The sequence below is a fragment of the Segetibacter aerophilus genome, assembly GCF_007991655.1.
Lineage (GTDB): Bacteria > Bacteroidota > Bacteroidia > Chitinophagales > Chitinophagaceae > Segetibacter > Segetibacter aerophilus.
The window spans coordinates 709,578-722,969 of sequence record NZ_BJYT01000001.1 but is presented as its reverse complement, the minus strand read 5'-3'; the positions used below and the strand labels follow the sequence as shown (position 1 = coordinate 722,969).

The window sequence follows — 13,392 nt, the reverse complement described above, 5'->3', positions numbered from 1 at the left end:
ACTCAAACAAAAAGCATCTGCTTGATCTAATCCATAAACTCCCAGGCACTTTGGTAACAGTTTTTTTCCTGCGCGTATGTAATAAAGTCAGTATAGAAATCAAGTTGTGAAAGAGTTGCACTATCGCCAACGACTACCAGTTTCTTTCGTGCACGAGTCATGGCAACATTCATCCGCCTGATATCTGAAAGAAAGCCAATGACACTCTCTGAATTACTCCGCGTCATGCTGATATAAATTATGTCACGCTCCTGTCCCTGGAAGCTGTCGATGGTATTAACGGTGAGTGCCGAGCCAATTTGAAGGAGTTTAGTTGAAGAAAGCAACAACTCCTTCAGCACTTCTACCTGGTGCTTGTACGGGGAGATGACTCCTATTGAAGGAAAATCAATTTCGTTATAAATTGTTTTCAACTGGCCGACCAACGAATTAAGGTGTTTTAGCAGAAAGCTTGCTTCCTCCGGATTGCTAATGCTTGTGCCCTGCAGCTTTTCCTCGAAACCACAACCGGCAGTATCAATAAATGCAAGCGGTTGATTACCGGGAAACAACACGTGGTTGGCAACTGATGGATGGGCCTTCAGCCTGTCTCCATAAAACTCACGGGATGAAAAACCCATAATGGTTTCATGCATCCGGTATTGCGCCTCTAGTAGTACAACGGCTTCCGGATGAAGGTCTACAGACTTTTCCATCAATGTAATATTCAGCCCCTTTCTTGCCGCTTCATCTGACTTAATCGTTGGTGGTAGCTGGCAATGGTCTCCTGCCATCACGACTTTTTGAGCTTTCAAAATGGGTATCCAACAAGCCGGTTCCAAGGCCTGCCCCGCTTCGTCTATCACGACCGTCTGGTATCTTAACTGGCGAACGGTATAATAATTTGCTCCAACCATAGTGGCCGTAATAACTTCTGCTTTAGAGATAACATCATCTATCATATACTGCTCGAGTCGCTCTACTTCTTTATTAATATTGCGGACTTCGTTGAACAAGGCTTTCCGTTGCTCCCTTTCTGCATATCCAAAGCTGCGCTTGTATTTGTGCGCCATATCTCTAAACTCACGCGCCTGTTTTTTAAGGCGCTTGATTTCCTTAATGCTGGTATGTGCCGACATTTTGTTGTCCAGCGTAAGCGACATCATGCGTTCATTTACCCGGGCAGGATTTCCTACCCGCACGACGTTCATTCCTTCATCAGACAGTTTTTCGCTAAGCAGATCGACTGCTGCATTGCTAGGTGCAACCACTAAAACCTGCTTGTTGTCTTGATCAATTAGGGCCTTAATAGCCTGTACTAACGTGGTAGTTTTACCTGTACCCGGCGGACCATGAACGATAGCAAGTTCGTTGGCCTCTAAAATTTTTATTACAGCGGCGTTTTGTGTAGCATTCAACTTAGTGCTGACAAAAGGCGCGCTTAGGGTTTGAGAAGTAGGCTTCTTTTCCCCGGTAAGTATTTTTATAAGATTTCCTTCATCTTTTCTTTCTGCCACCACTGGCGCTATTTTGAGCGCATACTCCATCTCGTCGTAACTATTCTGGTCGAAAACAGCATCGATGCCCAGCTTTCCGTTCCGGGACCATTCGGGCAACTCGTCAGTGCGTAAAGAGATCTTGAGTTTGTTTGCACTGATATAAGTAATGGTACCTTCTACCCTATCATTTTTTGCATCGTGATTTGAAAAAAGAGCGGCTGACATTCCGAAACGAAGCTGGTGAATAATGTCTTGGTGAGTAGTACGCTCTACTTCTACCGTGAGGTAATCCCCGCGTCCAATCTCTGTATCTTTTATTGCCACCGGGTACCACGTCATTCCGTTTGCCCTTCGCTCTGCTACCGGCATTTTTTCTGTCAGTTCCTTGTATGATCTGCGGTCTTCTTCCTTCTCGATTTGTAATAATGCGGAAAGGCTCTTAAAATAATCCATTCTGCGAAGGTAAAAGGTGAGTAGATATAACTGTTGTGAACAGTCCCTTCAATATTTTTTAAAACCAGCTTTAATACATGTTCGGCGCTCAAGCCGCTGGGCTTCGTTCTTGCAACGGGACTCCACCCGCTTGTTTCAAAAACTGCTTCGCATGTTTTTGAATTCCTTCGCTTCGCTTGGAACCCAACCGGCTGATGTCCCTATGCAAGAACTGTTGTTGGTTTGCGACTCGTTGTGCTGCGAGACCGCTAGCTTAAGTGGTCCTTTTTTTCTTTTGGGTGTTGGCCATATTAGTAAAAGAAGACTACCAGTGTTTTATTAGGCTGGTTAATAAATCATTTTTCTCGTTGTCACCCAGCCTGTAAATTTGTGGTCTTCACTCATGCTTTATTTTATTTCATGGCAAGAAGTATTCGAATTCGTTATTTGTTACTTGCATTAACAGCTCTCCTCAGCTTCAAAGTTCACAGCCAGCAAAGATTGTCTTTAAAAGATGCTATAAATATTGCAACCAAAAACTACGGTACATTAAAAGCAAAATCAAACTACGTAAAAGCATCATTGGCAGCGGTTGAACAGGCGAGGAAAGAAAACCTGCCGGATTTAAACCTTTCAGCGCAACAGGATTATGGTACTATAAATGGTCAAAACGGGGTGTTGTACGGATTGAGAGGATTGGCTGCCTCGCCCGCTGGTCCTGCCCAAGAGCGGCAAAGCTGGAACTCCGCCTTCGGAGCGCTGTATTTGACCAACATCAACTGGGACTTTTTTTCGTTTGGCAAAGCACGCGAGAAGGTAAATGTGGCAAAGGCAGCAGTGGCGCAAGACGAAGCTGATTTTCAACAAGAATTTTTTCAACATGAAATAAGAGTTTCTGCAGCTTATCTAAATCTCCTTGCAGCACAAAGGCTGACGTTATCGCAACAGAAAAATTTGGAAAGAGCTCAGTCACTAACAACCGTAGTTATTGCACGCGCAAAAAATGGCTTAAACCCTGGGGTAGATTCTTCTCTCGCCATTGCTGAAGTCTCAAATGCAAAAATATTACTGCTTAGAGCAAAAGACAACGAGCAAGAACAAGCTAACGAACTGGCCACTTTAATTGGCACCTCTACGCAAGACTTCTTACTAGATACTGTTTTTCTTACGCGTATCCCTGCTTCGATAGATACAGCAAGTCAATTCAAGGAAGAAGAGCACCCCCTGTTGAAATATTATTTAAGCCGTGTTGACTTAAGCAATGCACGCGTCAAATATTTCAACACCTTTAAGTATCCTACCTTTTCAACGTTTGGTATCATCCAGGGCCGGGGTTCTGGTTTTAATTACAACTATAACGCTACTAATAAAGATGCCTTTACAAGAGATTATTTTCAAGGGGTAAGACCAACCCGCGCAAACTACTTGCTTGGTGTCGGCGTCACCTGGAACCTGACAAACTTTTCGCGGGTAGCGCAGCAGTTACTGGCACAGAAGTATACTACAGAGAGTTTAAAAAACGAATACCAGGAAGTGGACCAGCGCCTGAAGAACCAGATGACTCTCGCAGCACAAAAAATACAAAACGCTCTTGAAAACTATCGCGAAGCACCAATAGAAGTGAATGCAGCTTCTGCAGCTTTTCTGCAGAAGAGTGTGTTGTACAAAAACGGTCTGTCAAATATTATTGATGTTACGCAAGCTTTATATTCTCTAAATCGGGCAGAGACGGATCGTGACATTGCCTTTAACAATGTGTGGCAAGCCTTGTTGTTTAGGGCAGCTGCAAGCGGAGACTTTAGAATCTTTATCAACGAATTTTAATACTTTTCATTCAAAAGATCACTGAGGCTTTACACAAATGGGATTAATTAAAAGTGCGCTTAGAAAACCTATTACAATACTGGTAATCGTAGCTGGAGTATTCTTCTTTGGTATCAATGCGGTCCGCAATATTAAAATAGACATTTTCCCTGATCTTAACCTGCCTGTAATCTACATTTCACATCCTTATGGTGGCTTTACTCCTAACCAGATGGAAAGTTATTTCGGTAAGGGATACGTGAATTTGCTGTTATACGTTTCCGGGGTAAAAAGCATTGAAACTAAGAATATACAGGGGCTTACCCTGATGAAGCTAACTTTTTATGAAGGCACGAACATGGCACAGGCTGCCGCGGAAGTTTCCACTTTCACTAATAGGGCGCAAGCCATTTTTCCGCCCGGGAGTCAGCCGCCGTTTATCATCCGTTTCGATGCATCTACCCTACCCGTCGGTCAACTTGTATTAAGCAGCCCGATACGAAATAACAATGAATTACTGGACATGGCGAACGTGTACGTCCGGTCTTCATTCACTTCAATTCCTGGTTTGATTTCCCCTGCACCGTTTGGCGGTAACGTAAGAACGGTGGTAATAAAAGTTGACCCTGAATTGCTGAGGGCTCATAATCTTACTCCGGACCAAATCGTTCAGGCAATCAGGGAAAACAACCAGGCGACTCCTTCAGGCAACGTGAGAATTGGCGACTATAATTATATGACGCCAAGCAACACTTCTATCAAAAAAGTAAAAGACTTTGAAGACATTCCACTGTTCAAAGGGGGCGTGCAGAATTTGTTTTTACATGACGTAGCAACGGTTGAAGACGGAGCTGATATTACAGTGAGCTATGCTTTGGTAAACGGCAGAAGGTCTATCTACATGCCTATTACGAAATCTGCTGACGCTTCTACATGGGAAGTCGTGCAAAACCTAAAAAAGGCTATTCCCCGTTTTCAAAATGTGTTGCCAGATGATGTAAAGCTTTCTTACGAGTTCGATCAGTCTGTGTATGTAATTAACTCAGTAAAGAGTTTGATCACCGAGGGTGCCATCGGAGCGATTTTAACAGGCGTGATGGTGCTGCTGTTTTTGGGTGACAAACGCGGGGCATTAATTGTTATTCTTACCATTCCTACTTCTATCATCACCGGAATCTTATTCCTATACCTGTTTCACCAGACCATCAACATTATGACGCTAAGTGGTTTGTCTTTAGCGATAGGTATTTTAGTTGATGAGTCGACGGTCACTATTGAAAATATTCATCAGCATTTCGACATGGGCAAACCCAAAGCGCTTGCTATTTGGGACGCGTGTAAAGAGATTGCTTTCCCCAAACTCCTTATCCTGTTTTGTATTCTTGCGGTGTTTGCGCCAGCATTTACAATGAAAGGAATTCCAGGAGCCCTGTTTCTACCGCTGGCAATGGCGATTGGCTTTTCAATGATTGCCTCCTACCTGCTTTCGCAAACCTTTGTCCCGATTATGGCGAACTGGATAATGAAGCCGCATCAGAAACCTCATAAGGTTACAGACAAATCAGGAGCACAACGGAACTTGACGGATGAGGAAGAATTTGTAGCATCTCATTTATCTGTAGAGTCTGAAAGAAATACATGGGACCAGAAAAAACTACTCATCGAGAATCATGGCTCAAATAAAAAAGTCACAAGGTTTGATCGATTTAGAGACCAATTTCTCATTTTCCTAAACAGGATATTACCCCTGCATAAACCCATTGTAATAACCTACGTCGTACTGGCTATAGGTCTAGCTGGATTTTTATTATTTTCCATAGGTCGGGATGTCTTACCTAAAGTAAATGGACGGCAGTTCCAGGTACGATTGAGACAATCTGATGGAACGCGGTTGGAGCGCACCGAACTTAATATGATAAAGACCTTGCATCTGCTTGAGGACCTTATTGGCAAGAAAAATATTTCCGTCACTTCTGCATTTGTTGGGGCCCACCCGGGCCAGTTTTCTACGAGCCCGATCTACCTTTTCATGAGTGGTTCGCAGGAAGGTGTGCTGCAGGTAAACCTTGCAGAAGACTACAAAGTGAACCTCGATGAGCTGAAAGAAAAGTTCAGAAATAAGATGAAACAGGATCTGCCCAATGTGGCCGTGTCATTCGAACCAATCGAACTAACTGATAAGATCCTCAGCCAGGGATCGCCTACCCCTGTTGAAGTCCGCGTGATAGGGAAAAATAAAAAGCTCAATGAGGAGTTTGCGAATAAAGTGCTTGAAAAGCTTAAAAGGATCCCCTACTTGAGAGACGCACAAATCGCGCAGTCAACAAAGTATCCTGCCATCAATATCAACATCGATCGTATCAGGGCGTCACAATTGGGAGTAAGCGTTTCTGATATCTCGCGTTCGCTCACGGCTTCCACTTCCTCGTCTCGTTATACAGAGAAGAATGTCTGGCTCGATGAGAAGGCCAGCCAGGGAATTTCAGTGCAGGTGCAGGTTCCGGAGTTTAAAATGTCAAGTATAAATGATGTTGGAGAAATACCTGTCTTAAGCAATTCTCCACGCCCTGTATTGCGCGACGTAGCTACCATAACTCCCGATACAACTTATGGCGAAAATGATTTACTCGGTTCACTTCCTTTGTTATCAGTGACAGCCAATTTAAACGACAAAGACCTGGGTACCGCCACTGCAGATGTGGAGAAAGCTATCAAATCTTTAGGTGAACTTCCCAGGGGACTGACCATCGAAACCAAAGGATTAAGTCAAACCCTGACAGAAACATTAGACAGGTTGCAAAACGGACTGATCGTTGCCATCATTGTTATCTTTCTGATGTTGGCGGCCAACTTCCAATCCTTTAAAGTATCGTTGGTAGTATTGTCAACCGTGCCCGCCGTTATTGGCGGATCGTTGATACTGCTGCTGCTGACCAACTCAACGCTAAACCTGCAATCGTATATGGGTATGATTATGTCGGTAGGTGTTTCTATCTCCAATTCAGTCCTGTTAATCACGAATGCCGAACAATTACGGATGCACAATGGCAATGCAATAGAGTCAGCGAGAGAGGCTGCCGCACTGCGGCTGCGACCAATATTGATGACCAGCGTAGCGATGGTCGTTGGAATGGTTCCGATGGCATTGGGTTTAGGCGAAGGTGGCGACCAGGCTTCACCCTTAGGCCGGGCAGTTATTGGCGGATTGATCGCATCAACTATTGTAACCATTATAATTCTGCCACTTGTATTCACCTGGGTTCAGGGAAAAGCTTCGACCAAATCGGTTTCGTTAGATCCTGAAGACAAAGAAAGTATTCATTATATTCCTACCTTATATGCCCCACATCAATAGAAATAATTTTTATCATATCCTTCCTGTTCTGATAGCCACTTTGCTAGTGGCTGCCATGCCTTCATGTAAATCCTCAGAAGAGAAAACGGAAACAACTATTGAGGAGAAAAAAGAAGTTGCAGCCGCTGCTATTGAAGTAGTTGCCGCCCAAAAAGGCAAGCTCTCATCATCGATTCAAGTACCTGGTGAACTTATACCATTTCAGCAAGTGGAGATTTACGCAAAAGAAAACAGCTTTGTAAAAAAGATTTATGTAGATGTTGGTTCAGAGGTAAAACAAGGACAATTGCTGGTTAGCATGGAAGCACCTGAAATTAATTCGCGGATGTCAGAGGCTCAATCTAATCTAAAATCGCTGCAGGCAATTTATATTTCGAGCAAGGCAACATACAACAGGCTGTTGGAAACAAGTAAAACCCCCGGCACCATTTCCCCCAACGATCTTGACCAGGCACTTGCCCGCGTCAATTCCGAAAAGGCCCGTTTGGAAGGGGCGCAAGCTGCTATTCGTGCCGTTGCCGCTACTCGTGGCTACCTCGATATCAGGGCACCTTTTGGAGGTGTTATTTCAGCGCGTAACGTTAATCCCGGCGCCTATGTGGGCCCATCCGGTAAAGGTTCTGAAATGCCGCTATTTGTTTTGCAGCAACAAAGAAAATTGAGGTTGGTTATCTCGGTTCCCGAAATTTATACCGGGCTTCTTAACCAACAGGATGTAGTAACCTTCACAGTTAAATCGCTACCGTCAAGAAAGTTTACGGCCAAAGTAAAACGTATGGCGGGTGCACTTGACGATAAGCTCAGGTCTGAACGGCTCGAAATGGATGTCGAGAACAATGATAAAAGTCTTTTACCCGGCATGTACGCCGAGGTAAATATTCCTCTCCCTGCAAAAGACAGCACGTTTGTAATACCCAAAACTGCGCTTGTTTCTTCGGCTGAAAAGATTTTTGTGGTTCGGGTTGCTAATCAAAAAGCCGAGTGGGTTGATGTAAAAAAAGGTCGCGAAGCAAACGACAAAGTAGAAGTTTATGGCGATCTGAAAGAAGGCGATCAAATCATCAAAACCGCTACGGATGAGATCAGAGATGGATCAGAGATAAAGAACGTAAAACAAGCAGGCTAACCAGAAGCAGTTTCAATCTTTTCAGCTGCTTTTTTTCTTTCCCGGTATTTTAGTTTTTGGGCATTTTGGTTCCATTCAGCATCGTTGTGTCACTCACTTGTACTTTTTGCCTTTTATTCTCCTTCCTTAAATAACAAGCTTGCTGCCATTTCAAACATAGATTACCATGGCTTAGTTTTTGGCTCTTTTTCCTCTGAGGCACTAAACGGGTATTGACCATGGCCAATAGAAATTAAAAACGAGCGTATGCAGAACTTAAGCGAAATACAATTCAAGAACGAATTTGTAAACAATTTTGAAGGAGATCAGAGTGGTGATAAACGGCCCAGGCAAACGCCGGGGAAGTTCTATGGTAAAGCCGAACCTACTCCGGTTAAAAAAGTAACCCTTCTTGCGTGGAGCGATGATTTGGCGAAAGAGCTGGAGATAGAAAGACCAGTTGATCAACATGACATAGATATCCTGGGAGGCAATCTTGTAACGCCTTCAATGCAACCTTATGCCGCCTGTTATGCCGGCCATCAATTTGGTAATTGGGCCGGCCAGTTAGGTGACGGTCGTGCTATTACTTTAGGCGAGCGACAAATTTCATCAGGTAAGACATGGGAGCTTCAACTGAAGGGCCCTGGCCTTACTCCTTATAGTAGAAGGGCTGACGGAAGAGCAGTTCTGAGGTCGTCAGTTCGAGAATACCTGATGAGCGAGGCAATGTATTACCTGGGCGTACCTACAACAAGAGCGTTAAGCCTTGTATCTACCGGCGAAAGGGTAATGCGTGATATGTTTTATGATGGAAATGCAGAGTACGAACCGGGCGCAATTGTAATGCGGGTTGCTCCAACTTTTTTACGTTTTGGCAATTACGAAATCTTAACCGCCCGGCAAGAAGTAGACAACCTTACAAAACTTGTTGACTGGACGATTGATCGTCATTTTCCACACATACAAGGTGAAGACAGGGTGATGACTTGGTATAAAGAAGTTGTCGAAAGAACCGCGGCAATGATTGTTGAATGGCTGCGTGTCGGGTTTGTGCATGGAGTAATGAATACAGATAACATGTCAATTCTTGGCCTTACGATCGACTACGGTCCTTATTCTTTTGTGGATGATTACGATCCAAACTTTACACCTAACACTACCGACCTGCCGGGAAGAAGATATGCTTTTGGGAAACAGGCAGCAGTGGCAAAGTGGAACCTTGCATGTCTCGCAGGAGCAATTGCTCCGCTGATTGAAGATGAAGAAAAACTACGTGAAGCCCTTGAAAGCTATGATAGTTTTTACTGGAATAAGTATTTCCAAATAATGGCGAATAAAATGGGGCTCGATGAAGTAAGACCGGCAGACACAACTTTTATCCAGGATTTTGAAAAGATGCTAAAAACAGTCAAACCTGATATGACCATCTTTTTTCAATTGCTAATCGATCTTTTCGAGAATCCTGATAACGACGACTATTTAGGTCATTTCAAAGAAAGCTTCTATAAAGAGTTAAAGCAAAACGAAATGGATGAGTTTATGTCAACTATGAAAACTTACGTCGAAAGGATTAAAACCAATACCATAACCCAGAACGAGGCTCTTGAAAGAATGAGGAAAAACAACCCGCGTTTTATACTAAGAAACTATTTGCTTCACCAATCCATCGAACAATTAGAAGGAGGAGATGACACCTTATTTGTCAAACTTCAGGAAGCAATGAAAGATCCTTACTCTAAACGTTTTGATGAGTTTTTTGCCAAACGACCAGAATGGGCAACTCAAAAAGCGGGATGTTCGATGTTGAGTTGCAGCTCGTAAGTGTGGTGGTAAGTCGTAAGTTTTAAGTTATAAGTCGCAAGTAGAGATGCGAAATTTGTAAGGGGATAGACTCTAGTCGCAAGTCGGTAATCGCAAGTTTTAAATAAAATATAAGAGCCCAACTGCTAAAAACAGTTGGGCTCTTCAAAATTTAGGACTTAATAAAAAGCTCGCTCTTCGATGCTTAGTTCATTAAGCCCATCATTGATTTATACAATTGATCTTTTGTAAAAGGTTTTTGTAGAAATACATCAGCACCATTGTCAAGAGCAACATCTTCTGCCGATGGATCATACCCGGAAATCATAATAATCTTTATAGCCGGATAATTATTTTTAATAAAGCTGATAAAATCAACTCCAAAACCATCGGGTAATTTATTATCAAGTATAACCACGGAAGGATTTTCACTTTTAAGATATTCCCGCGCCGAGGAAAGATTCTTTACATGATCAAGTTCAACTTCATCTGCACTCAGCATAATATTTAGAAGCAAACACATATCGCTTTCATCTTCTATAATCAATGCCTTTTTTGTCTTTGTATTTTTGAATGTTGTATCCATACTTAAGTTTATCGGTTTTATCTATTAACGATTTTTAGTTCTCTTTAGTTTATTCTCATCTGGTTAAAAAATCGTTCCAAAATAGATAGACGGTCCGAAAGGCCCATGAATGGCTGCGTTAGTTTAAACCTTTTATATCCCTTTTACAATTTTTTGCCCATCATGTTTTCCATTTTGATTTGCTGGTTGCGATGCTGTTTTATTGTTTAACATTGCAGCTTTTATTAGGTTAATATGAAAAACTTCTGCTTTAGTTTATTGTTTTTATTTACGTGGTTTTCTTCCTCTGGGCAAACAGATACTACTCGATTCGGCAATTTAGATTCATTGGAACTGGCAACTCCGGATACTTCTCTGCGCATCATCAACTTAAACCCTGTATTTTCTATTCATGTAGACTCTACATTGAGTTACCAGTTCCAGATTAATAAAACTCCCTCGAACTACTTCTGGTTCTTAAGAAACGCACCTATCGGAGTTCGTATTAATAAGGACAACGGCATTTTATATTTCAAAGCCGATAAGTCTTATTTCCTTTCCGGAAGGCTTAAATACGATTTTAACTACAAGCTGACACTTGGCGTTCAGAACCTCTTAAATCCGAAGGAAAGAATAGACTCTACTTTTACCATCGTCTTTTATAATACCGATATTATCCCTTCGAAATTAAAACCGACAGTAAGTGGAACAATCTGGATAGATGAAGGCGATACCCTTCGTTTTAAAGTCTTATGCGAGACAGGAAATTTTCCTATTGAAAGTATACTTACTCAAACTAGTATACCTATAGGGGAATTTAATCCCATCTTCAACTGCAACGATGAATTTAAGTGGGGACCGTCATATGATTTTGTAAAAGAAACTGACACAGGCAAAATAAAATCCGTAATTGTATCATTTATTGGTACGACAAAGTTTAAGCTGAAGGATACAGCACAACTAAAGATCATTGTGAAAAATGGACTGAACTACCCACTGGCATTAGAACAGTACCACATGTTGGTGCACGATATGAACTCATACATTCTTAAGTTGAAATTCACATTTTTACAATTGGATAAAACAATCAAAAAAACAAAGGGTACGCGAACAGGTTTCGACCTTACTGCCGCATCTGCCGCTCTTACCGGAACTGTTTTGGCTACCTCTAAAGATGATCAAACAAAACGCACCGGTCTTATTATGCCGAGCATTGGAGTGGTTCTGTCACCGATAAAAGAAGCTACGGCACCTAACAGACCTGCTGAGCAAAACCAGGCAACGTTGCTGCGATCTTCGATCAAACGGCTTGAATACATTTTGCAAGACAACGCATTAGTGGGAGAAAAAGATCCAAACCTTGCGCAGAAGTCAGCGAAAATTAAAGAAGAATTAAAGCAAAGCCAGATGCAGCTGATAGATGTGCCAATAGAAATTACAAACGACCTTAGCGAGGAAGAGTTGAACCAGTATTTCAACAGTAAAAAGGTGATGAAAAAATACAGTCTGAAGGCTAAGTAGTAGCAACGCAAGAAAGATGATTAGCCACAAAGAATTCATTTCAAACTACATGCTTTGCAACTTAAATTAAGGTAAGAACAACCCGGTACGCATCAATCATTCCAGAGTGAAAGCCTTCGGCACTGCCCCATAAATAAAGCTGGAAAATTCGATAGAGCTTCTTTCCCCATCGACGTTCGATTTCTTCGCGATGGCTGTCTAACCTTTCTGCCCATGCTTTTGTGGTGAGGTAATAGTTATGGCGATCGTTCCATACGCCTGTAACTTCAAAATTGCTCTTGGCAACTTCACAAAGATATTCGTGCAGGCAAAGTAGTGAAGCGTTTCCTTCAAAAACATATTTTGACATAAACGTTCCCTGCCCGTGTTTTACCCTATCGGCACTTGCATCTAAATACAGGCGGCCTCCGGGCTTTAATAGTTTTTGATAGTGTTTTAGCGATGAAGCATAATCAGGCAAATGTTCTGTAACGCCACAATTTACAATGGCGTCGTATTGTTCACCGGGGTTGTGTTCAAGAAAATGCTCCAGCAAAACCTCGCACGGCAAGTTGTGTTGATCTATTATTTTCTGCACATACACTTTGGACCGTTTCGAGATGGTGAGCGACGTGACCTTAATTCCCTTTTTGCCTGCATATTCTACGAAAGCTCCCCACCCGCTTCCGATGTCAAGTATCCTGTCTCCGGGTTTAGCATTTACTGCTTCCAAAGCAAAGTCAAGCTTCCGGGTTACTGCATCTTCCAGCTGCTCTTCGTCCTTTAAGAAAACTGCCTGTGAATATGCCCGATGTCGTTTATCAAGAAAAAGAAGAAAGAAATCTTCTTCAGTATCGTAATGGTTCGAGATCCATTTTTTGTCACTTTTAACCTGGCCAAAGAGCATCGGCTGAACAAAGCGCCAGAGAAATTGCATTCCTCTTTTATCATTAAAAAGCTCGCGTAGTGCCAGCACTCTCATGATGTCACCTTCCAGGTCTATCTTACCTTCGAGGTAAGCTTCTGCGATGGTGTTTTGATCCAAAGTGCTAAGGGCGGCCACTGCCTGTTCATCGTTTAATTTTATTGTAAAGGCTGGCGCTTTGTCTCCAAACGTGTGCAGGCTTCCATTCATCCTTAGGCCAAAAGGTATGTTACCAGTTCCGGGTGTAATAGATTGATATTGCTTTTCAACGAGGCTTACCAACCTCGAAAATTTCTTCGGCATTTTGTCTGTTCCGTTTGCAGTTAGCATTTGCGTAAGCAGTTATTGTTATAAGAAGTGATTTCGACCGTTTTAAAGTTAATAAGCGACTACTACTTTTGCAACATATTGTAGCTCTACAATTTG

At 42.5% G+C, this 13,392-nt stretch carries 8 protein-coding genes; 5 read left to right on the top strand and 3 right to left on the bottom strand.

All coding sequences use genetic code 11. From position 1 onward, the window contains the following. Positions 1-26: 26 nt before the first annotated feature. Positions 27-1,931, bottom strand: a complete 1,905-nt coding sequence (locus SAE01_RS03025) for an AAA domain-containing protein (protein ID WP_147202098.1) — start codon at positions 1,929-1,931, stop codon at positions 27-29. Between the two features lie 399 nt (positions 1,932-2,330). Between SAE01_RS03025 and SAE01_RS03020 the strand changes: the two genes are divergently transcribed. The 4 genes from SAE01_RS03020 to SAE01_RS03005 all read left to right on the top strand — a co-directional run bounded on the left by SAE01_RS03020 (position 2,331) and on the right by SAE01_RS03005 (position 9,997). Continuing rightward, entirely contained in the window at positions 2,331-3,734 is a 1,404-nt protein-coding gene (locus SAE01_RS03020) for a TolC family protein (protein WP_147202096.1), read from the top strand. Between the two features lie 37 nt (positions 3,735-3,771). After that, the gene (locus SAE01_RS03015) at positions 3,772-7,068 is read left to right on the top strand and encodes an efflux RND transporter permease subunit (protein ID WP_147202094.1); all 3,297 of its coding nucleotides are present in this window, start codon (positions 3,772-3,774) and stop codon (positions 7,066-7,068) included. Next, a complete protein-coding gene (locus SAE01_RS03010) occupies positions 7,052-8,194 on the top strand; it encodes an efflux RND transporter periplasmic adaptor subunit (RefSeq protein ID WP_147202092.1) in 1,143 nt (380 codons plus the stop codon). Before SAE01_RS03015 ends, SAE01_RS03010 begins: the two co-directional genes overlap by 17 nt. Before the next feature lie 246 nt (positions 8,195-8,440). Next, positions 8,441-9,997, top strand: a complete 1,557-nt coding sequence (locus tag SAE01_RS03005; protein ID WP_147202090.1) for a protein adenylyltransferase SelO — start codon at positions 8,441-8,443, stop codon at positions 9,995-9,997. 184 nt (positions 9,998-10,181) lie between these two features. Here SAE01_RS03005 and SAE01_RS03000 read toward each other — a convergent pair whose 3' ends face one another. Next, positions 10,182-10,562, bottom strand: coding sequence for a response regulator (locus SAE01_RS03000; protein WP_147202088.1), 381 nt, complete (start codon positions 10,560-10,562; stop codon positions 10,182-10,184). Positions 10,563-10,796: 234 nt separating this feature from the next. On the opposite strand from SAE01_RS03000, the gene SAE01_RS02995 reads away from it, so the two are divergent. Next, on the top strand, positions 10,797-12,062 hold the full coding sequence (locus SAE01_RS02995) for a hypothetical protein (protein WP_174834598.1): 1,266 nt from the start codon (positions 10,797-10,799) through the stop codon (positions 12,060-12,062). Positions 12,063-12,123: 61 nt separating this feature from the next. Here the strand turns inward: SAE01_RS02995 and SAE01_RS02990 are convergent, their stop codons facing one another. Continuing rightward, positions 12,124-13,296, bottom strand: a complete 1,173-nt coding sequence (locus tag SAE01_RS02990) for a class I SAM-dependent methyltransferase (RefSeq protein ID WP_147202086.1) — start codon at positions 13,294-13,296, stop codon at positions 12,124-12,126. Positions 13,297-13,392 lie beyond the last annotated feature (96 nt).